General features: G+C 40.0%; 19 protein-coding genes. 3 read left to right on the top strand and 16 right to left on the bottom strand.

Going from position 1 to position 23,136, the window contains the following annotated elements; translation table 11 throughout:
- Positions 1-221 precede the first annotated feature (221 nt).
- From nifJ to ACYQ21_RS09450, 15 genes are all read right to left on the bottom strand, one after another.
- Positions 222-3,884 (bottom strand): pyruvate:ferredoxin (flavodoxin) oxidoreductase, encoded by a 3,663-nt coding sequence (gene nifJ / locus ACYQ21_RS09520; protein WP_460057958.1) that lies wholly within the window; start codon positions 3,882-3,884, stop codon positions 222-224.
- A 276-nt stretch (positions 3,885-4,160) separates the two neighbouring features.
- Positions 4,161-6,557, bottom strand: a complete 2,397-nt coding sequence (locus tag ACYQ21_RS09515) for a 5'-nucleotidase C-terminal domain-containing protein (RefSeq protein ID WP_460057956.1) — start codon at positions 6,555-6,557, stop codon at positions 4,161-4,163.
- Between the two features lie 212 nt (positions 6,558-6,769).
- Entirely contained in the window at positions 6,770-7,501 is a 732-nt protein-coding gene (locus ACYQ21_RS09510) for a LytTR family transcriptional regulator DNA-binding domain-containing protein (RefSeq protein ID WP_460057954.1), read from the bottom strand.
- Positions 7,501-8,892, bottom strand: a complete 1,392-nt coding sequence (locus ACYQ21_RS09505) for a sensor histidine kinase (protein WP_460057951.1) — start codon at positions 8,890-8,892, stop codon at positions 7,501-7,503. The genes ACYQ21_RS09510 and ACYQ21_RS09505 overlap by 1 nt, the downstream gene beginning before the upstream one ends.
- Positions 8,893-9,027, bottom strand: a complete 135-nt coding sequence (locus tag ACYQ21_RS09500; RefSeq protein WP_460057949.1) for a hypothetical protein — start codon at positions 9,025-9,027, stop codon at positions 8,893-8,895. It lies immediately after the preceding gene.
- A gap of 37 nt (positions 9,028-9,064) precedes the next feature.
- Entirely contained in the window at positions 9,065-10,330 is a 1,266-nt protein-coding gene (locus tag ACYQ21_RS09495) for an HlyD family efflux transporter periplasmic adaptor subunit (protein WP_460057947.1), read from the bottom strand.
- A 14-nt stretch (positions 10,331-10,344) separates the two neighbouring features.
- Entirely contained in the window at positions 10,345-12,489 is a 2,145-nt protein-coding gene (locus tag ACYQ21_RS09490) for a peptide cleavage/export ABC transporter (protein ID WP_460057944.1), read from the bottom strand.
- Positions 12,490-12,886: 397 nt separating this feature from the next.
- Positions 12,887-13,033, bottom strand: a complete 147-nt coding sequence (locus ACYQ21_RS09485; protein WP_460057942.1) for a class IIb bacteriocin, lactobin A/cerein 7B family — start codon at positions 13,031-13,033, stop codon at positions 12,887-12,889.
- Between the two features lie 15 nt (positions 13,034-13,048).
- Entirely contained in the window at positions 13,049-13,240 is a 192-nt protein-coding gene (locus ACYQ21_RS09480) for a class IIb bacteriocin, lactobin A/cerein 7B family (protein ID WP_460057940.1), read from the bottom strand.
- A 479-nt stretch (positions 13,241-13,719) separates the two neighbouring features.
- Complete coding sequence (locus tag ACYQ21_RS09475; protein ID WP_460057937.1) at positions 13,720-14,127, bottom strand: hypothetical protein; 408 nt, start codon at positions 14,125-14,127, stop codon at positions 13,720-13,722.
- 134 nt (positions 14,128-14,261) lie between these two features.
- The gene (locus ACYQ21_RS09470; RefSeq protein WP_460057934.1) at positions 14,262-14,396 is read right to left on the bottom strand and encodes a hypothetical protein; all 135 of its coding nucleotides are present in this window, start codon (positions 14,394-14,396) and stop codon (positions 14,262-14,264) included.
- 2 nt (positions 14,397-14,398) lie between these two features.
- A complete protein-coding gene (locus tag ACYQ21_RS09465; RefSeq protein ID WP_460057932.1) occupies positions 14,399-15,106 on the bottom strand; it encodes a CPBP family intramembrane glutamic endopeptidase in 708 nt (235 codons plus the stop codon).
- 207 nt (positions 15,107-15,313) lie between these two features.
- Positions 15,314-15,847 carry a GNAT family N-acetyltransferase gene (locus ACYQ21_RS09460; RefSeq protein ID WP_460057930.1) on the bottom strand — a complete coding sequence of 178 codons (534 nt, stop codon included), beginning with the start codon at positions 15,845-15,847 and terminating at the stop codon, positions 15,314-15,316.
- Positions 15,844-18,669 (bottom strand): excinuclease ABC subunit UvrA, encoded by a 2,826-nt coding sequence (gene uvrA / locus ACYQ21_RS09455; RefSeq protein ID WP_460057928.1) that lies wholly within the window; start codon positions 18,667-18,669, stop codon positions 15,844-15,846. The genes ACYQ21_RS09460 and uvrA overlap by 4 nt, the downstream gene beginning before the upstream one ends.
- Before the next feature lie 112 nt (positions 18,670-18,781).
- Positions 18,782-20,203 (bottom strand): aminotransferase-like domain-containing protein, encoded by a 1,422-nt coding sequence (locus ACYQ21_RS09450; protein ID WP_460057925.1) that lies wholly within the window; start codon positions 20,201-20,203, stop codon positions 18,782-18,784.
- Positions 20,204-20,328: 125 nt separating this feature from the next.
- On the opposite strand from ACYQ21_RS09450, the gene thiD reads away from it, so the two are divergent.
- From thiD to ACYQ21_RS09435, 3 genes are all read left to right on the top strand, one after another.
- Complete coding sequence (gene thiD / locus ACYQ21_RS09445; RefSeq protein ID WP_460057923.1) at positions 20,329-21,153, top strand: bifunctional hydroxymethylpyrimidine kinase/phosphomethylpyrimidine kinase; 825 nt, start codon at positions 20,329-20,331, stop codon at positions 21,151-21,153.
- 61 nt (positions 21,154-21,214) lie between these two features.
- The gene (locus ACYQ21_RS09440; RefSeq protein WP_460057920.1) at positions 21,215-21,685 is read left to right on the top strand and encodes an ECF transporter S component; all 471 of its coding nucleotides are present in this window, start codon (positions 21,215-21,217) and stop codon (positions 21,683-21,685) included.
- A gap of 89 nt (positions 21,686-21,774) precedes the next feature.
- Positions 21,775-22,296, top strand: a complete 522-nt coding sequence (locus ACYQ21_RS09435; RefSeq protein WP_460057960.1) for an ECF transporter S component — start codon at positions 21,775-21,777, stop codon at positions 22,294-22,296.
- Between the two features lie 323 nt (positions 22,297-22,619).
- Here ACYQ21_RS09435 and ACYQ21_RS09430 read toward each other — a convergent pair whose 3' ends face one another.
- Positions 22,620-23,006, bottom strand: coding sequence for a RidA family protein (locus ACYQ21_RS09430; RefSeq protein WP_460057917.1), 387 nt, complete (start codon positions 23,004-23,006; stop codon positions 22,620-22,622).
- Between the last annotated feature and the right edge of the window lie 130 nt (positions 23,007-23,136).

Raw genomic sequence — 23,136 nt, 5'->3', positions numbered from 1 at the left:
AGAGGAGCTGAGACAATTCGCAAGAGGGGTGTGTATACAACAAAAATAATTGAGAACAAAACGCTATAACTCCTTATATCACAAGGCGGAATAGTGTTTTTCTGATTTTTAACTGTCAAACTCGGGATTATAACATAACTCTAGACCACTGATAAAGGATAACCATCTACGATTTGATGCCAAACAAAAACATCATTCAGCCATGAACGATGTTTGATGTGTTATTTTCCTACGCGTTTAGCGGCACGCTCTGCACGTTTGGCAGCACGGTGAGCCTCAGCTTCCGGATCCTTTTCACGCTTTGGACGTTCTACTTTGGCAGGTATAACCGATTCTTCGCCTTTAGCCTTAGCTTCCTTGGCTAGGAATTTATCCAAGTCGCCAGACAGCCGGGCATAGCGAACAAATTTACGACGGGCATCTGCAGTCGTCTTATCAAACAAGGCTTGCGCAGCCTCTGGCTTGATGCGTTGCAGACTGGCAAAACGGACTTGTTGGGTCATGAACTCTGTCATTTTATCAAAATCAGGTTTCTTGAAATCAAGCGTGAGGGGATTTTTTCCCATCTCTTCCAAGTTTGGATTGTAGCGGTAAAGTTGCCAGTAACCTGATTCAACAGCTTCTTTAGCCTCGCGAATGGTTTGTGACATACCACCACGTAAACCGTGTGAAATACAAGGTGTGTAGGCGATGATGATGGACGGTCCATTATGACGTTCTGCTTCTTCAAAAGCTTTAATCGTCTGCATTTTATTAGCACCCGAGGCGATTTGTGCGACATAGACATTACCATAGGTCATGGCCATGAAACCTAGGTCTTTCTTGGCTGCGGCTTTCCCTGCTGCTGAGAATTTCTCAATCGCAGAGCGTGGTGTTCCTTTAGAGACTTGACCACCAGTATTGGCATAGACTTCATTATCCATGACGAGCATATTCACATCTGCACCAGAGGCAATGACATGGTCAATCCCTCCAAAACCAATATCATAAGCCCAACCATCGCCACCAATCATCCATTGAGTAGGTTTGACAAATTGGTCTTGGCGTGCTCGAATACTGTCAAACTCTGGGCCTAAGTCTGCTAGGGCACTTTTGAGTTTTTCAGCACGTTGGCGTGTGCCTTCGGATTCATCTTTATGGTCAATCCAGTCTTCCATCAGGGCTGCTATTTCTTCTGATATTGCTACTTCATTAAGCAGAGCTGTCAAATCCTTGGCTAACTTCGTGCGACGTGCTTGCGACGCTAACCACATACCATAGCCAAATTCTGCATTATCCTCCAAAAGGGAATTGGACCAAGCTGGACCTTGACCAGCATCATTTGTTGTGTAAGGGCTGACAGGCGCAGCACCTCCCCAGATAGACGAACAACCTGTGGCATTTGCAATCATCATGCGGTCGCCAAACATTTGTGTGAGTAGTTTAACATAGGGCGTTTCGCCACAGCCAGCACAGGCGCCTGAGAATTCGAGCAATGGCGTGTTAAATTGTGTCCCAATAACTGTGTTGGCTTTCGCTGGATTAGCTTTGGTTTTCAGGGTCATTGAGAAGGCCCAGTTTGCTGCCTCTGCTCGCACTTCTTCATAAGGTTTCATTTCGAGCGCTTTACCTTTGGCAGGACAAGCCTCGACACATAGCCCACAACCCGTACAGTCTTCGACAGAAACCTGAATGCGATACATGAGACCATCAGCGCCACGGTAATCTTTGACTAGATAACCTTCTGGTGCTTCGTTGACTTCATCTTCATCCAGCAAGAAAGGTCGAATCGCTGCGTGTGGGCAGACAAAGCTACACTCGTTACACATGGTACATTTTTCAACATTCCAGACGGGTACTTCTAAAGCAACGCCACGTTTTTCGGAGGCAGTTGTGCCAAGTGGCATACGTCCATCTGTCATGTCATTGTCAACTAAATCCCCAACTGACAGGTTATCGCCTTCTTGCGCGTTGACGTTATTGACGATTTGGAAGACATATTTCTTCACTTTTTCGCCACCAACTTCAATGGCTTGTGGCGCTTGAGCTGTTGCCCAATCGGTTGGAATCGTCACTTGGTGTAAACCGTCCACTGCCAAATCCATAGCTTGCCAGTTTTGCTCAACAATCTTCATAGATTTGCGAGCATAACTATCATGTGCATCTTGTTTGAGAATGCTAAAGACATCATCAAAGGGCATGATTTGTGATAATTTAAAGAAACCCACTTGCATGGCAGTATTAATCCGTCTACCAAGGCCAGCCTTACCAGCAATTTCAACAGCTTTCATGGTATAAAATTGAATGTCATTTTCAGCGATATAACGTTTCATCCGACTTGGTAAATGATGATTAAGTTGCTCATCCGTCCAGACCGTATTGAGCAGGAAAGTACCACCTTTTTTAAGCCCTTTCAGAACATCATACTGGTGGACATAACTGGCTGTTGATAGGCTGACAAAGTCGGCGTGTTGAATCATATAGGTTGACTTAATCGGTGTATCACCAAAACGCAAGTGACTAACTGTCAAACCTCCAGATTTTTTAGAGTCGTAGGCAAAAGCACCTTGAACGTATTTATCTGTATGGTTACCGATAATTTTAATAGCAGATTTATTGGCACCAACAGTGCCATCAGAACCAAATCCCCAGAACTTGGCTTGAAACGTTGAACTTGGTGTCAAATCAAGCGAAGGTCCTAAGTCAAGCGACAAATTCGTCAGTTCATCCGTGATACCGATTGTGAAACGTTTTTTAGGCGCGTCTTTAACCAATTCATCAAAAACAGCAACAATTTGACTGGGCGTCGTATCTTTCGAGCCAATCCCATAACGCCCACCAATCACTTTAATGTGCGTTGCTTGGTCATACAAAACAGACTTGACATCCAGATAAAGTGGCTCACCATCAGCACCCGGTTCTTTGGTTCTATCCAAGACAGCGATTTTTGTCACCGTTTTAGGGAGCTTTTCAAGGAAATTTTCTGCTGGAAATGGTCGATATAAATGCACATTTAAGAAACCAGTCTTGCGACCTTGTGCATTCAAATAATCTACAGTCTGCTCAATCGTTTCGCCGACAGAGCCAATCGCCACAATCACTTCCGTCGCATCTGCTGCTCCATAGTAATTGATCAAATCGTAATCTGTGCCACGCAAATCGTTAATCTTGCCCATATGTTTTTGAACAATCGTAGGCACTTGTTCATAGTGAAGATTGGTCGTTTCACGCTGTTGGAAATGGATGTCAGCATTCTGATTAGTCCCCGAAACTGTCGGGTGGTCAGGATTCATGGCTCTATCACGAAATGCTTGCAGCTTTTCTTGATTGATAAGCTGACCTAAATCTGCATAGTCCAAGACCTCAATTTTTTGTAACTCATGTGAGGTTCTGAACCCATCAAAAAAGTTCATAAATGGCACAGAAGCTTCAATCGTCGCTAAATGTGCCACAGCTGACAAATCCATGACTTCTTGAACAGAAGACTCTGCCAACATGACATACCCCGTTGCACGCGCACTCATGACATCAGACTGGTCACCAAAAATATTAAGCGCATTGGTCGAAACGGCACGCGCCGCCACATGAATCACGCTAGGGAGTAACTCTCCTGCGATTTTATACATGTTTGGTAGCATCAATAGTAAGCCTTGCGATGCCGTATAAGTCGTTGCTAACGCCCCTGCCTTGAGTGCGCCGTGAATCGCACCCGCGGCACCCGCCTCAGACTGCATTTCACTAATGGAGACCGTATCGCCCCAAATATTTTTGCGTCCCGTAGCCTGCCACTCGTCTGTGTACTCCGCCATCGGACTAGACGGTGTGATTGGATAGATAGATGCAACTTCTGTGAACGCATAGGCTACGTGAGCTGCTGCCATGTTTCCGTCCATTGTTTTACGCATGTTTACCTCTTTCTGTGATTTCATTTCTTGAAATCTTGAAACTTGACCTCCGCTAACGCTCCGCCTAAGCAGGGTCATTCACGAACTTTGTCCGCTCAAAGTCTTTCTGTGATGTTAAAATCAGGTCTATGAGTATGCTTACTTTGACTAAGTTATACCCTATCATTCTATCACTTTTTCAATGCTTTTTCATAATATTTCACGGTTTTCATTAATTTTGACAGAATATTAGTCGTTTTATTAAAAAAATCCGCCATTTCTGACGAATTTCAAATCTTATTTTTCTTTCTTCCAAGTCAAGGTTAAAGATGAGATAAGGTAAATAACAAGCAAGAGAAAGCCGATTGTTAATAAAGTCGTTCCTGTAGTCGCTCCTGTATTAGGTAACTGTTGCGTTGCCTTTTGCGCTGTATGAGGTAGCGTTGGTGTGGTAGCAATCACTTGCCATGTCGCAACTAATGTGACATCGCCTGTGGAACCTTTGGCAATCTCTGTGACAACTTTTCCATCTTGTCTCCATCCTGTGAACTTATAACCTTCACGAGTTGGTGTTGGTAGAAGGATAGTATCACTTTCACTTGTATAAGTTGTTGGCACATCTTGATTGAATTTTCCACCTTCGAGTTGGTAGACGATTTTGTAAACTGTTACTGGCGACACTACTTGCTCTTGCTGCCATGTCGCAACTAAAGTCACATCACCTGTGGAACCTTTGGCAATCTCTGTGACAACTTTTCCATCTTGCATCCATCCTGTGAACTTATAACCTTCACGAGTTGGTGTTGGTAGAAGGATAGTATCACTTTCACTTGTATAAGTTGTTGGCGCATCTTTTGCCACCTCACCACCATTTAACTCATAAGTAATCGTATAGGTCGTCGGCGTTACATAAGGAATTTTTCGACCTAATGAAGGAATTGTAACCGTTGGCGTTTGCGCTTTCAAGTAGTTAACAAAAGTTTCAGTATCAGGATCAATGGCGCCTAGCAAGGTCGAACCAACAAACTCTGTAAAGCCATCACCCCCACCAAACAAGAAATCATTGATGACAACTTGATAAGTTTTATCAGGTAGAATAGGTGTCCCATCAGCCTTGCTCAGCGTTTGAATGGCAATTTCACCATTTGTCGCATCAGCCTTTGGTAAATAAGTATAAGTCAAACCAGAAATCTGCAAATAATAACTATTACTTTGTTGTTCAAGCACAGCCTTGATTTGCTCGCCTGTCATCTCAACGACCTGCATAATGTTGCCAAAGGGTTGTACAGCTTGCGCTGAGCCCCAAAGAATCGACCCATCTGACTCAACTTTCAAATCAGCACGAATCCCACCATTATTGGTCATGGCAAAGTCAATATCGGGATAACCGTTTTCCTTTGCCGTCAACCGTTGCGCATCGGTTACCAAATTGCCGAGAATCGTTTCTTTGTTAGCTTTTGTTGCAATGTTACGATCACCTGGAACGCTAAAACCTGTCTCAGCATCACCTGCAAGATTTGGGTCAGTTAAACTGACTTGTCCGATTTTTTCAGCGACGACACTGGCAATCCGAGCATTGGCATCCCCAATAATGGCTTGAACTTCTGGATCACGTCCTAAACCGTCTTCATTGAGCGTTTCACCATCAGCAATCGGTTTAACTGGTGCAACTGCTGCAGTGATTTCTCCCGTAAAATCGTGGGTCGTCGTATCAATTTCACCTTGAATGTCAATATAGCCTTTAGTTTGTGATGTCGACTGCACAATTACTGTATCGCCAACGGTTGCTTTGGCATATTTATGATTGTGAGCACCAAAGTAAATATCGACTGAATTTTCTGGATCAAGTGCATTGATTTTCTCAACAATTGTGACTGAATCACCACGCGTTTCTGTCGCAACTGTCTCAACAGGGGTATGTGCGACAACGACAATAGCATTGATACCTTGCGCTCGCAATTCTTTCTCATACTTGACAATAGTCTCAGCCTCATCAAGGAAGTCGTAATCAGCAATATGCTTTTTCAAGACAAGGTTCGGGATTTCAGTCGTGACAATGCCGATAAAACCAATTTTTTGCCCTGCAACTTCTTTTATCGTATAAGGTCGGAAGCCATAGGGAATTTGACCGTCTGACTTGTTGAGGACATTAGCGACAACAATTTCTTGCCCTGAAGCCACGCGCGGATAGTTGTAAACAGCTTGACCGAATTGCGCCACCGAAATCGGCGCTTGACCATTAATAATACGTGAAAACTCAGCCAAACCCTCATCAAATTCATGATTACCAATCGTCCCAATTGTGAAATTCATGGCTTTCATGGCTTTAATCGTTGGCTCATCTTGTAAGAGACCAGAAACAGCAGGACTTGCGCCCACCATGTCACCAGCCTGAACACGAATCGTGTTAGCAGTCACGCCTTTCGCCGTTTCAAATAGTGTCTGTGCTTGATTTAGATAACTGGCTAAAATCGCAGCTCCGCCTGCATCAGACGTCTTGTTTTTGTCATTATCATAGTAACTGCCCGCTTTTTCGGGTAATTGACCATGGACATCATTGACGCCTAGAAACTGGACAGGAACAGTCGCCAAATCCGCTTGAACATTATGCGTTACTGCCGATGTACTGCCTACTAAAAGCATGAAGCCTACTAAGGCAACTGTTAATTTTGTGACATTTTTTCGATTTTTCATATTTACGCTTTCTATGTCTCTATTCTGTATGGATAGGATGTTTTTAGAATATTGTGTCTATGATTATTATAACAATTTTTCCGAAAAAGTATAGATATTTATGAGCTTTTTGAAAAAATAGCCTCCAAAACGATAGCTACTTCTCATCTATTTATTACATTTTTGCAACCTATTTTTAGTATCAAAAAGCAGATGCCCACAATATTTCGACTTTACAGGCGCAGGTGCTTCAAAAGCCTAGCACCACTGCGTGAAACTGGTAACTCCGTATCATCATCTAGAAAAACAAGCTTTTCTTTTTTTAAGTAGCGTTTAATCCGAGCCTTGTTGACTAGATAAGAACGATGAATCCGTATCATCTTGTCAGATATGCCTGCAATATCACCCATAGTGCCGTAAAACGTCTGGTGTTCTCCCTCCATTTGCAAGACGATCTTGTGTGCTACCCCTGTTGTTTCAAAATAATAGATATCAGAGTACAGCGCCTCAATTTTTTTTCCAGTTCTCGTTTGATATGAGAAAATTTGGTCTAGAGGTCTAATTCGATTCACTTCAAAGTAGTGATCAATATTGTCAAGAATTCTTTGTTCAAACTCATCTTGAGGTAAAATCTTGTCAATAAAATCATGGGCATTGACACGATATTCATAAGTAATCGGCGCAAATTCATTGTGTGTTGTCACAAAACTAATCTGTCCAATTGAATCAATCTTACGAATTTTCTCGGCCAATTCAAGCCCTGCATTTTTATTGTTATTAATCGCAATATCCAAAAAATAGAGATTATTTTGTGGATACTCTTCAAGGACTTCTAATAAATCTCGCGTTCTACCATAAGCAGCAACGCCCTCATTCGGATAGTTTTTTTTATTTAAATAGTTTTCAATCAGATTTTCCAGACGAAATTGTTGGACTGGTTCATCTTCTAAAATAAGTACCTTCATTATTTTCTCATTTCTAATTCAATTCTAAATCTGTAATTTTTAGCCTGAATATGATAATTGACTTTAGTATATCCCCTAAGTATCTTATCAACATTGGCAAGGCCGTAGCCAAGATGCCCTCTTTTGGTTGAATAGCCTGCTTTCATAATTTTATTTGTCGGCAAAAGCTTACTATCCATCTCATTTTCAATCACATAATATCTGGTTGTTCCTCTGGTAAAAATAGCAAGAGTAACCGTCGGATGGACACTTTCAACTTTGGCTGCAGCTTCTATTGCATTATCTAGCAAGATACCGAATACTCTGACAAGATCGATTTTATCCAGCCCAGAGTTAGTTATCACTTCGTCTATTTCTATTTCAAAGTTGACATTTCTTTGCTCCGCCTCTAAAATTTTATTCGAAATCATACTTTTCAACTCTAGAACTTTGATGTTGCCCAGCTTAGCGACTTCTTTGCGACTTTTTTCAAGAAGAATATTACTTCTGACAAGAATCTGAGCGTAAGTCTCCCTGATTTCTTCTATCCCTTGCGTTTCAATCGTTTCTCTCATAGAAATTAGGATATTCGCAAAATCATGCCGAAAAGCACGGACAGACTGATAAGATGCGTCAACTTCATGCGTATAAGTAGCAAGACTGGAAAAAAGCACTTCCTTATATTTGAGGAGTCTCTGCACTTCCCAATCTTTAAACTTCACATTAACGGCATAAAGTATGAAGATGGAAACAAAAGCTTGAATAAAGAGAGGATAACGAAAATCGAATGAACTAAACAAGCCACTCATTCGAGTAAAATTATTATAAAAATAGAAAATAAGCATTAATACATTTGAAACAAGTATGATTTTATTTTGTTCCACCAAAATATTGCGCTCTTGCTCTTGCTCTTGCTCTTGCTCTTGCTCTTGCTCTTGCTCAGCAATTATAAGCCGTCCCGGTTTGATTGTCAAGGCTTTTGTTAATAAAATATAACTTGGTAGGATACCTAGTATCCCAACAATACCACCTATCCCCACATCTGTATAGCCAAAAATTCCTTCTACAATAAAAGCCGAAATAAACATTCTAATAACATATGAAAAAGTCAAAACAAATATAACATAAAATAGATTAACTCTTAACTGAAAAGGTTTATATTTTTGTAAAAAGAAGGTCAAGATTAATATCTCATTTATAAGATAGAAAAGATAAAATAAATCACCTATCCAAATCACCGAAATTATACGGGGAATTACTCCTCCTATGACTAAAAGATCTACAATACAAAACATCCCTGGAATAAGAAATAACTTAAATTTAATGTCTTTATTTGTAATTCTGTATAGCAGGTATGGGATAATTATAGCTACAGAAATAAAGCCACTGATGAATGCCAGAATTTCTACCATTTATCTTATACCAAAAAATCGGCCTAATAAATTTGCAAAACCAACCACCGGCGCCACAACGTCACCACCTTTAACCACTTGCAACGCTTCCTCAGAAACAACTTCAAACTTTTCAATTCCTTTGAATTCAACCATTTTAATACTCCATTTTCTATTTTATTAAAGTCTACAACTACTTGTCAGAAAAAATTTTATCTTTATAGTAGTTAAAGAAAGTTTTCTTATCAATGATACTAGAAATCCGACCTTGCATGCCATAGATCAACTGCCGTCTTTCCTTAGCCTTGGGATAAATCTCAGCCTTTATCAGAAAGAAATTTTTACCTTCAACAGGTGTTGCTGATTTTGCGATTTCTTCGATTTTTCCTGTCATGACGAGTTGTTCACGCAACTTCTTATCCGATGTAAAACGAACTTTCTGACCTACCTTCAACCCCGTCAAAGCACTCGAATCCACGTAATAATCGACTTCCAATTTCGTTTCATCCGTGATACTCGGCATAATTTCAGCAATCGTTGTCCCTGTCGGAATTATCTTTTTATTCTTACTTTCAGCATCTAATCTAATTATACCAGATTCTTGAGCTACCAGCTTATTATTTTTCTGTGTTTCCTGCGCTGAAATGAGATTTTGTGCCAGTTCTTGCTTATTTGCCTTTAATTCAACTAATTCTTTATCCGCAGTCGCCAACTGTGAGGTTTTGAGATTATCAAGTTTAGCTGCCAGACTATTATCAAGTGTGCGGTAACCATCACTACTTGCTACCTGTGTATTTAAAGTCGATAGACTTGATTCTAACTGCTCGATTTCCTGTGTTAGCACTTCACGCTTATCGGTACTTTTCTCATTATCTCGCCTAAGTCGTTTCTGATTAATTTTCTGAACTATACTATTTATCTCTGTAATTAAAGCATTTTGCGTATTCGCCACTGTTGCATTTTGCGTACCGATATCCGCATTAGCCTTTTCAAATTCTTTATTTGTTAATTCAATCTGACTCAGATGGTTGCCTAACGTACTTTGGTAACCAAATTCATCTGTTTGTGTAAAAGTTTGTGTGCCAGTATTGATACCGTGTTTCAACGTTTCCAAGTTAGCAACTTGTTTGTCAATCTGTGCAATTTGCCCCGAAATTTTATGAATCTCCGAATCAGTAATCGTCCCCGAATAGGTAATCAATGTCTGACCTTTTTCAACAAACTGATGATTGACAATCTTATTTTCGATAATCGTGTTATCACTCGTTGACTGAATTTTTGCAATACTACGCTTGGGGGCAACCTCACCAACTGACTGAATTGTGATTTCCTTTTTAGCAAATACTGAAAAAATAATCAAAAAGGTAAATAAGAGAAAAGTCGGGATAATCAAATAGACTGAGAAATTTCCGTAACGACGCTTATAAAACTCCGCACTTTCAAATAATTGTTGATTCATTTTGCCACTCCTTTCTATAAAGCAACCATTTGTTTGTAGTATTGTCCCAATATCATCAACTCATCATGACTACCTGATTCAACAATCTGCCCTTGATCAAGCACAATGATCCGATGACTTTTAGCTGCGATTGATAATCTGTGGGCAACAAAGATAATCGTTTTATCAAGTTGAAGCAGATTATCAATCACTTTTTTCTCAGTGAAAACATCTAGCGAACTCGTCGCTTCATCAAGAATCAAGACATCAGAATTTGTCAAAATCGCACGCGCTAAAGCAATCCGCTGCTTCTGACCACCAGAAATTCCTGTACCGTCGGTAATTTCTGTGTTATAACTCATCGGCATCGCCTCGATATCTTCTCGGATTTGCGCCAGCTCACAAGCTGTCATAATAGCCTGCATAGTAACCTCAGCCTTAACTCCCAATGTCAAATTTTCCATGATTGACCCTGTAAAAATATAAGGTTGTTGTGGGACATAGTTGACCTTTTGGCGCAAAATTTTCTTATCAATGTTTTTAATATCAGTCTTACCAAATTTAATGGCACCCTTACTGACTTCAAAAAAGTTGACAATCAATTTAGCCAGCGTTGTTTTACCGCTACCGCTTGCGCCAATTAAGGCAAGTTTTTCGCCTGATTTGATGGTCAAATCAATATCTTTCAAGGTATCACGGCCAAAACCGTATTTATAACTTACCTTCTCAAAATTTATCGCCTCAATCGTGTCAAGTTCAGTCACAAAAGATGCATCTTTAAACTCCGATTCAACCAGATAAACTTCATTCAAGCGATTATTAGCAACACGTGCCTGTTGAATTTTCGTTTGAAGATTGATGATATTTTCTAGTGGGTTGGTAAAATATGATAACAAAGTATTATAAGTAATCAGTTGCCCAAGCGAGATTTTATCAGCCATGACAAGCCTTGCACCGAAGAACAAGATAACAACATTTAATATCAATTTCAGCGATTGTTTCAATGCTGTCTGAATCGCTTCATAGCGTTCACGTTTAAAGGAAAATTTTAGAAAAGAAATAAATTCGCGATCGATTTTTTGATAAGAAACTTCTTCACTCGTCAAACTTTTAACGGTTTCAATCCCATTGATATCTTCAATAATGGCTGAGCTCAAAAGTGAATTACTCTGCATGACTTGCGCATTCATTTTTTGGAAGGGCTTGACAAACAGCACAACAATCAAGACATAAATCGGAATTGAAATCAGCGTAAGCAAGAACAGATTAACATTTTGCAAAAAGAGAAAGATGCCGACGATAATCACAATTGATACATCTAAGAAGACGGATAAAATCGTGCTGGCAAGTGCCTCAATAATCGAATTCGCATCATTGAACCGCGATAAGACTTCTCCTGTTCGTCGTGTGGCAAAAAAACTCATAGGCAACTCGAAAATATGACGGATATAAGACAAAATCACATCAATCGACAAACGTTGCCCGAAAACATTAAGCAGATAGGTCTGAGCGTAACTCATAATTTGTTGCAGAATATAGGTGATAATCAAGCCAATCGAAACAATGCCAAGTGTCGATTTCATCTGATTCGGCACGTAATCATCAATGATACTCTGTAAATAATAAGAACCTGCGATATTGATAGCCGTTACTAATAAAGAGGCGATGACAATGTTGAAAATCAGACCTTTTTGTTTGGTTAGTAACGGCATAAAACTTAACAAACCATTTTTTTCATCTTTTTCCGCTTTATAATCTGGCGAAGGTGCGATGAAAATCGTCACCCCCGTCCACTCCGACTCAAATTTTTCTTTGGGTAATTTCGTCAACCCAACATCCGGATCTGGGTCAGCGATGATGATTTTGTCTTTCTTGACACCATAAACAGCATAGTAATGTAGATATTTACCTCCTTTAGCAACGTGAGCGATGAAAGGGTAGGGAATGTCCGTCATCTCAAATAAAGTCATATCCGCCTGTATCACGCGCGTTTCAAAGTTCAGTGACTTTGCAGCACGCACAATACCAAGCGCCGTTGTCCCTTCCATATCAGTTTTTGCCAACTCTCGCAAATGTGCTAAGGAGAAATCAGACCCATAATTTTTGGCAATTGTTGCAAGTGCTGCCACACCACAATCTCGCTGGTCGACCTGCTGGACATATTTGTATCGTTTTAACATAAGATTTCCCTATCTATTTCTTTCTTAAGTCTATTCTACTAGAAAAAACGGTAAAAAAATCAAAAAGTCAAGAACGACCCAAAATATGCCACGAACGACATCGTTTTTGTATGAATGACATAAATATACCATGAACGACATGAAAATGGTATAAAAATTCTTTATATTTACAACAAAAAACATCCAAACTGAACGTTTGAATGCTTTTAAGTTATATTACTAGTATATTAAATTAGAAAACAGCAGTCATCATAAATCTTGAATCGCTAGAAAGAAAATGATGACAAATGGCGGAGGCACTATGTTTGCCAAATAATTTGAACCTATCACATCTCCCACTATAATAGTGAGGATATAGATGATAAACAGTCCCAGAAAAAATTTTTTCCGATATTTTTTAACGCTTAGCAATATCTTTTCCAATCGTATAACCCGCCATAAATAGCGCTATAATTATCCCAGAAGCAATTCCGCCTTTTACTTCTGTGAGTTCCGATTCATCTAATTCATTAAAGTTATTAAACTTAAATACACGTGTTGACATTTACCTATCTCCTTATTATCTGTTGACTAAATAGCCGATACCAAGTCCTGCAGCAACTGCGCCTACCCCAATAACAACACCTTTGGAAATAACAATCCCTCCAATAACAATTGGAAATACTCCACCTTCAACCATCATCATCTCATCTTCAGTAAGTGATGAAAAGTTATTAAGTCCTGCTACGTTGTTTAATGTTTTGTTTGTCATATAGTTTGTCTCCTATAATTTCCGACTGAATTCCCAATACAAGAAATCTAGTCAATTTCAAAATGTGAATTTTCATTCACTGCAACAAATAACTAAAATAATTTCTTCAACTTGAGTTTAAAGTAATTATTTCAAGCAACAGCTGGCCAGCCAGTAAACTCATTTGTTTACATCCTTAGTATATCGCAATTTCATGCCCTAAAAATCAAAAAGTCAAGAACGACCTGAAATATGCCAAATATAACCAAAGTTTTGTATGAACGACATTTTTATGCCATGAATGACATAAAAAATGGCGTTATTGCCAAAAATAGATGAAAAGAGGCTGGGACAAAAGTCAGAAATTGCTTATTTTTGACAAATTTTGAAACTGAAAAACCGCATGAAATCAACGTTTCTAGAAACGAATTTCATGCGGTTTTCGTATTTCTGAGACTTTTGTCCCAGCCTCTTCCTATTTTGCTTGATTATTTAAAATTTTAACTTGGAAAAAGTAAAACTAGCACTACAAAGAAAAGGACAATTCCTATCGCAATCATAAGATTTCTTACCCAATGCCCTGCATCGTGCGAAGTTCTTCGGATATCAGAAATATGGACGCTACTATTTTTCCACAATTCTTCACTCGTATAAGTATCTTTGTCATTCATAATCAACATGCCGTCAGATGTAATTTTGAATTCATTTCCAAAAAAGGAAATTGTTGGTGATACAAGAAGCGTTCGCTTTGTTCCAGTCGTCACTACGCTATCTCCGCCAAAAGCATTGACATACTGAGTCAAATAGTGAGAAGGCAAGTAACGTCGCGCCCCATTATCAAAATCAAGCATGATGAGGTTATTAGGTAACGATGCAGCTTTTGTAATTTTCGGAATTTCATGTGTCATAGTAGTTATCTCCTAAATTCTTTAATATCAGGTGTTTTTTGAATCAATAATAAATATAAAAATAAATTTGCAACATTTAGCGTTATAGCCATTCGACAAACAGCTGTCAAAGCTTCTCTACCAAATAAACAGCCTTAAACTTTTTTACCTGTTACAAAAATTGGAATAGCATATTTTTCATCTTTTGGTAGAAGCAAGTTCATCTCTTTTAACATGGTAAACTCCTTATCTTGTGTTATTCTACCATTACTAGCCTGCCTTACTATCAAAATCATTTCTGAAGTAATAAAGGCAACATCATAAACAGAGTAGCTATTGCATTATTAACGAAATGAATCGCCATACTAGTGCCAAGACTATTCGTTTTGTAGTAAGTAAATGCTAGAATAGCACCCATGCCGCCATATGTGATCCAACTTCCTAAATTAGTCGGATTATGAATAAGCGCAAAGAGTATGACCGAAAGCAAGAAGCCAATCCATCTATACTTTGGCGACAATTTCCCAATCACTAGACCTCGAAAAATGAGTTCTTCCACGATTGCTGCCAAAAAGACAAGAGTCAGGACATATGGCAACAATGGTACTATTTCTGATAAGTTTTCAATATTCTGTTGATTGGCTGTCGTTACTTCACCACTATTGGCAAGAATGATACCACCGATTATTGAAGTAACAAATTGACAAACAGTAGCTAGTGAAATAATACCGATAAATTTTGGTATATTCATCTTGAGTTTAAAATCTGTTAAATTCATTTTCTTTGCTAACCAAAGTGTCAAGAGGCAGAATAGTATAACTAGACTAGAATTAATAACTGTTAAACTCGTCGTATATTTTAGATTGAAAATCTCAGGAGACATAATAACTAGCATTAAAGTCTGCTCCGCTATAAACATACCTAGTGCGATAAAGATATAACCTAATTTTGATAGACTACCTTTTACTACTCTCTGAAAGAGAGTGGCTTCAATTTCCATACTTCATTTCTCCATTTTCTATTTTTAAGCGTTGCACTTGCCGATAAGTTTAGTATACCGTATTTATTTTAAGTTTTTATGGTAATGTCATAAACGACCTAAAATATGCCAAATATGACACAAAATTTGTATGAGTGACATTTTTATACCGCGAATGACATGTTTTTTCTAAAAAATGACGCAAAAAAGCAGTTTCCAAACAAAAAACTACTTTTCTCCACCAACATAATACATAACATGAACTGTTCGGACATCATGCATCAGAGGGACTGGTACATCATACGCTGTATGATGATAACGGAAACCGCATTTTTCTTGAACACGCTGAGACTTGACATTACCTTCATAATAAGCACACCACAAGTCAGTCAATTCGAGCGTATTCAGGGCATAATCAATGACAGCCTCAACTGCCTCAGGCATCAAGCCTTGCCCCCAAAATGGTTTGCCAATCCAGTAGCCAATCTCAGCTTCTTGATTCGTCAAATCAAGGCTACTCTGTTGTCCAATCTTTAGACTGATACTACCGACAACACGGTTTTCACTTTTTAAGTAGATGGCAAAATTCCCCGACTCTTGAAAAACAGTGTCAATAATCTCTAAACTATTCTCGATACTCGTATGAACAGGAAAGCCAGCAATTGGCCCACTCTCAGGGTCGCTTGCATAGCGATAAAGATCTTCTGCGTCCGTTTTTAACCAAGGTCTGAGCATCAGACGCTCAGTTTCCAGTCTTGTCATCCTAATTTCTCCTTCAAATACTTACCTGTATAAGACGTATCAACCTCAGCTACTTCTTCTGGTGTACCAACCGCCAAAATCGTACCACCACCGATACCACCTTCAGGACCTAAGTCAATGATATGGTCAGCTGTCTTAATGACATCTAGATTATGCTCGATAACGACAATCGTATTACCTTGCTCAACCAAGCGATTCAAGACTTCAAGCAAGGTGGCAATATCCTCGGTGTGCAGACCAGTCGTTGGCTCATCTAAGATATAGAATGATTTACCAGTCGAGCGTTTTTGTAGCTCACTTGCCAGTTTCATCCGTTGGGCTTCACCGCCTGAGAGTGTCGTGGCAGGCTGTCCTAAAGTGACATAACCCAAACCAACATCAACAATCGTTTGTAGTTTCCGTTCAATTTTTGGAATGTGCTTGAAGAAATCAACCGCATCAGACACGCGCATCTCGAGCACTTCTGAGATGTTTTTCTCTTTATAGTGCACCTCCAAAGTCTCAGAGTTGTAACGTCTACCATGACAAATTTCACATGGTACATAAACATCTGGTAAAAAGTGCATTTCAATTTTGATAATTCCGTCACCAGAGCAGGCTTCACAACGCCCACCCTTGACATTAAAGGAGAAACGACCTTTTTTATAACCACGAATCTTAGCTTCATTGGTATTGGCAAACAAATCTCGAATATCGTCAAAAACTGAGGTATAAGTCGCTGGATTGGAACGTGGTGTCCGACCGATTGGACTTTGGTCAATATCAATCAAGCGCTCAATTTTTTCATAACCAGAAATTGACTTATATTTACCCGGCTTATCACTGTTATGATTAAGTTTTTGTGCCAAAGCTTTTTTAAGAATAGCATTGACTAGGGTTGATTTACCAGAACCAGAAACGCCAGTTACTGCTGTCATTACACCTAAAGGAAAGGCAACATCTAAGTTTTGGAGATTATTTTCAGCAGCACCTTTAATGATGACAGCTTTTTCTAAATCCAGTGGCCGGCGAACTTCTGGGATTGGAATTTTTCGCTTACCAGACAGATATTGACCTGTGATTGATTTTTTATTTTTAGCGACTTGTTTTGGTGTGCCGGCAGCGATAATTTCACCACCTAAATCACCAGCACCGGGGCCAATGTCAATCAAGTAATCTGCTGCCATCATCGTATCTTCATCATGTTCCACAACGATCAGCGTATTCCCTAAATCACGCATTTTCTTCAAGGATTCAATCAAACGGTCATTATCACGCTGATGCAAACCAATCGACGGCTCATCTAAAATGTAAAGGACACCGGATAGATTTGAGCCAATCTGCGTTGCCAAACGAATCCGCTGACTCTCACCACCTGACAAAGTCCCAGAATTACGAGATAGGGTCAAATAGTCCAGCCCCACATTTTTCAAAAAACTCAAACGGTCGCCAACTTCTTTGACAATCGGACGTGCAATCATCTCTTCATTTTCTGATAGAGTCAGTGCATGAATCAGTGCCAAATGCTCACCAATCGGCAAATTAGACAAATCAGCAATATCATAGCCTGATTCACCATTCAACTTCACAGACAAGGCCTGTTCATTCAACCGCTTGCCATGACAAGTTTGACAGGGTAAAGCATTCATATAAGCTCGCATTTGTGTTTTCGTGCTATCAGAACCCGTCTCGTAACGTCTGAAAATATTAGGTACAATTCCAACAAAAGCCATGTCCAAATCACGCAGACCAAAATCTCCCTCGTGATAAAAATGGAATAGCTTATCACCTGACCCATAAAAGATCAAGTTTTTGTCATCTTCTGATAGTTGCTCAAAAGGGGTATCCAAATCAACTTTAAAAGCCGTCATGGCCTGCTCTAAAACAGCAGGATAATAAGTCGAAGTCCCTGAATACCAAGGTACAACCGCACCTTCACGAATTGTCTTCGTCCCATCTGGTACAACCAAATCAAGGTCAACCTCCAAACGCATGCCAAGTCCGTCACAGTCGGCACAAGCGCCTTGCGGTGCATTAAAAGAAAACAGGCGCGGCTCAAGCTCAGGTACAGAAAAACCGCAAATCGGGCAGGCATAATATTCACTGAACAAGAGTTCATTGCCATCCATAGTATCGATTTTGACATAGCCATCGCCCTGACGCAACGCCGCCTCAACCGAATCAAACAAACGCCCACGAATCCCGTCCTTAAGCACAATCCGGTCAATCACGATGTCAATATCGTGCTTCTTATTCTTCTCCAGCTCAGGCGCTTCAGACACATCATAAACCTCGCCATTGACCCGCACACGAACGTAGCCGTCCTTTTGGATTTTCTCGAAAATCTTCTTATGTTGGCCTTTTTTAGCTCGGACAATGGGTGCTAAAATCTGGAGCCGTTGCTTTTCAGGCAAGGCTAAAACACTGTCGACAATTTCCTCGACAGATTGTGCTGTAATTTTACCATGACCATTGACACAGTAGGGCGTACCAATCCGTGCGTAAAGCAGACGCAGATAGTCATGAATTTCAGTCACCGTACCAACCGTTGAGCGGGGATTCTTAGAAGTCGTCTTCTGGTCAATTGAAATCGCAGGCGATAAGCCGTCGATACTATCAACATCCGGCTTATCCATGTTCCCAAGGAACTGACGAGCATAAGCCGAGAGACTCTCAACGTAGCGTCGCTGTCCTTCGGCGTAGAGTGTATCAAAAGCTAGGGATGATTTCCCTGAACCTGATAGACCTGTCATCACGACCAATTTATCTCGCGGAATCGTGACGTCGATGTTTTTTAAATTGTGGGCGCGAGCGCCATGAATTACGATGTTTTCTTGTGCCAAGTTAGCCTCTTTCACGCATCTTATTTGATATCACTTTTAACTGGAAAGCGATAGTTAGCTAATTCTATTATAACATTTTAACAATTGAATCGGCAGTATTTGAGTTTTCTCTCTAACAAATTCCCGCCTGCTTTAACGCTTGCAGTTTCTCAACCAATCGCTTGATTTCATCACGATTTAATCGCGCAATATTAAGCCGAATGGCAGATGTTTTATCGCCGAAAATAAAACTGGGTAGGCACAAGATCCCAGCCGATAAAAAGGCAGCCATCTGTTTTTTTGTCAGCGTATCTGTTGACAATTTCAGCCAGACATAAAAACCACCAGCTGGCCGATGACCGATGAAATCTTGACCGATTAAGTCTAGGAAATAAGTCATTCTAGCACTGATTTGAGCACGCAAACTGGCAAGTTTATCTTGGAAAGTCACATCTGACAAAGCGTAATTAGCCAAGACTTGCGGAAAAATACTGAGCGTCAAATCCAAATCTTGCCGAGCGGTTGACAATTTCTCCAACACTGCCGGTGGCGCGCTAATCCAGCCAATTTTTGTCGTTGAGCCGATAATTTTAGACAAGGATCCGATGTAAATCACATTTTGCGGATCTAATTTTTTTAAAGGCGGGACATTTTTTCGCTTGTCAAATGGCAGCAGACCAAAAGCGTCGTCCTCAATAATCGGAATCTTGTAAGTCTGGCATAGTTTAATTAAAGCCTGTCGGCGTGCCAAAGACATGGTCGTGCCAGTAGGATTTTGAAAGGTTGGATTGAGCATGACGAGCTTGACACGGTGTTTTAATATCTCATTTTCGAGGAAATCTAAGCGCATCCCTTGTTCATCCATTGGCACACCAAACAGACGAATACCCGAAGTCTGAAATAGATTCAAGGCATATAAAAATGACGGCTGACAAATCGCAACTGCATCGCCACTATTAAGTAAGGCTTGAACAATCAAGAAAATCGCCTGATGACCGCCAGAAGTAATCATCAGTTGCTCAACTGGTAACGTGAACTGATATTCTTGTGCCACGAGATTTGATATTGCTTGACGGAGTGGAAAATATCCTAGCGCATCTTGGTTTTTATCAGCTTCAATAAAATCTCGCCAATTTGACTGAGGCAAATCAAAAGCCGGTACTAAATCAAGCGGTAACTCACCTGTATAGGCATCAATCGCGCCTTCTTCCTGACTTTTTTCTTTGATTTGTGTCATCAACAGTTGATGCTCGTCAGTCTGCTGCCCCTGAATCAACTGGTGCCAATCTACTACTGGTTCTTGACTTAAGCCCCATTTATCGTCATTAACCATTGTCCCGCTGCCTTGTTGACGTTTGATAATGCCTTTAGCCTCTAGTTCAGCCATAACTCTTACAATCGTTGAGCGATTAACACCAATTATGGCTGCCAGTTTTCGCTCAGAGGGGAGTTTTTCGCCTGGTAATAGCTGACCATTTTGGATATTTTGGGTGATGTGTTTCATGATTGACTGATAGATAGGTATTTTTGGTGTTCTCTCGATGTCCCAATTCATCTTGCAAGCCTTTCTTGTAAATTGGATGGTTAAAAAACAGTCCAATTGGTTGTTTCATTTAGCATACCAAATGCTAGAATAGATTGCAAGAGAGAAAATGAATAAACAAATGAGGATAAACAACAATGAAAAAAACATTAACTATTGCCGGAAGTGATGCGACAGGTGGCGCCGGCTTACAGGCTGACTTAAAGACTTTTCAAGAATATGGTACTTTTGGTATGAGTGCCATAACGTCAATAGTGACGATGGATATTAATGATAATTGGTCGCATACCATTGAAACAATTGAACCAGAAATTGTTGGGCGTCAACTAGACACTATTTTTGCGGGTGGTAAGCCTGATGCCCTGAAAACTGGTATGTTGGGCGATATTCGGACGATTGCGGTCGTGCGCGATGCGATTGACCACTATCAACCGAAAAATATTGTCATTGACCCAGTTTTGGCTTGTAAAGGGACAGCTGGTATTTTGCTTTCTGAAAATGCGGATAGCATTCGAGAATTGCTCCTGCCAGTTGCTGATGTGACCACGCCAAACTTAGTCGAGGCTGGTATTTTATCCGGACTTGGTGAACTTAAAACAGTTACCGATATTGAAAAAGCAGCTATAATCCTTCACGGCTACGGTGCTAAAAACGTGATTATCAAAGGTGGTCGGCGTTTTGATAATCAGCACGATGAGGCATTGGATGTCTGCTATGATGGGCATGACTTTCATCATCTCAAAAGTCCACTCGTTCATTCCGATAATAATCATGGAGCCGGCTGTACTTTTGCTGCTGCCATCACCGCAGGACTTGCCAATGGTCAGTCAACGCTTGATGCCGTAATAACTGCCAAAGCCTTCGTCCATGCAGCGATTACAAACGGTCAGCCCTTTAATCAATATCTCGGCCATATCTGGCACGGTGCTTACCGAGATACTGGTCATTTCAAATTGGACTAGCCTTGCGACATCATGCTAATCAGAACAAAAAAACAATAGATGACTGAACTGGAGATAATTTATGAATTCTAACCATAAAAAACTGATGCTTTTAGCTATCCTAATCGCCTTAAATGTTGCAATTTCCAAACTCCTGTTAATACCAACACCGGGAGGATTTATCACGGTGATGGACGGTTTAGTTTTTACTGCAGCATCTCTTTTCGGAAAAAAAGAGGGGGCTATTGTCGGAGGACTGAGTGGTTTTTTACTTGATATCGTGAGTGGCTATCCGCAGTGGATGTTATTTTCACTTGTCATTCACGGCACACAAGGTTACTTATCCGCTAGTACCAAATCACGTCCCTTAAATTACCTTCTTGCAACTACTCTTATGGTCATCAGTTACGGTCTTGCAAATATTCTTTTTTATGGACCTGGTGGTTTCTTGCCTAGCCTTATCCCTAACCTTTTACAAAATATATCAGGGATTATCATTGCAACAGCACTTGTACCAGTCTTACATCGTGTTTTAAAACTTACCACACCATAAGCATTAAAAAGGAGACCTCTCATGACAACACGAAAAAATTCCCAAACTACAGTTTTTCTTCCCATCACCCAAAATAAAACAAAAAAGTCATCTTAGCTGCGCTTTTCGCAGCACTCGCATACGTCTCAATTCAGTCGCTACACGTTGCTATTTTTGCCCCGATTGGCGCACCTTTTTTCCACGTCGGTAACGCTGTCGTCGCCCTCGCAGCCCTTTATTTGGGACTAGGCTATGGCACTTTTTCAGGTGCCATTGGCCTTGCTATTTTTGATATCGTCAATGGTTATGCTGTTGAAATGCCCGTTGTTTTTCTAGGTAATATCCTAGTCTCCTTAACCATTCAGATTGTGTATAAGGTGCTACGTCACTTTTTTGATGACAGGCTTTGGCTCATCACTATCGCAGTCTTATCTGGCGTTTTAATGAAACTACTGACCGATTTTTTGAAAGGTCTCATTCGTGCCTTGGTTACTGGGGCTAGTTTAGAACCCGCAGCTGCTGCTGCCTTTACTTCTCTTCTTGCCACTGCCATTAATGGGATTGGCACGATTATTCTAGTGACACTTTTATATTTGCCACTGAAAACCATTCTTACCAAATTCGTTAAGTAAAAAGACTGGGACAAAAGTCTCTAACAAATATGTTGTTTTGATGCGAAACTCGCATTCTTTTGACAAAACAATACGAAATTGGTAAGAGAAAAGTTTATTTCGTGGTAAACTGATATTCTTTTTGCGAAATAATACAAACAAAAGAAAAGCAAACTCGTTCAATCAATTTGATTGTCTAAGTTTGCTTTTCTTTTTGGTGACTGAGGACTTTTGTCTTAGCCTCTTTTTTAGTTGATAACAAGTTTATCTTTTAAAGTAGACGCCAGATATATACCAGCATCGGTAACATGGTATCGTTGTATATTATTTTTATCTCTAATAATTTATTTCCCCAAGTAAGCTATGACTTCAACTTCAACCAAAACATCTTTAGGTAGTCTTGCAACTTCGACAGCTGAACGAGCTGGAAATTCTGCACCAAAAGCTTTTGCATATTCAGTGTTAAAGGGTAGGAAATTTGCCATGTCACTCAAAAAACAAGTTGTCTTAACCACATGATTAAAGTCTGTACCAGCTTCAGCTAGAATCGCACCGACATTTTCCATGACTTGTTGTGTTTGTTCAGTAATTGTCACACCTACAATATTACCTGTTTTAGGGTCTAGTGGAATCTGACCTGATGCAAACAGAAAATCTCCGACGATTTTCCCTTGAACATAAGGTCCAATAGCACCCGGTGCTTGGTCTGTTGCGATTGTTTTGATTGGCATAGCAATCCTCCTCGTATAATATATTCTAGTAGTGATTAACCACTACGATTTTTACCTAATTGATATTAATTTTCACTTGACTACTGAGCCGTTTCTCAGAGATAATAGTTCTGGAATGGACTCACGGATT

It is taken from the genome of Pseudolactococcus yaeyamensis (assembly GCF_054658615.1).
This window is presented reverse-complemented; position numbering and strand designations above follow the sequence as displayed.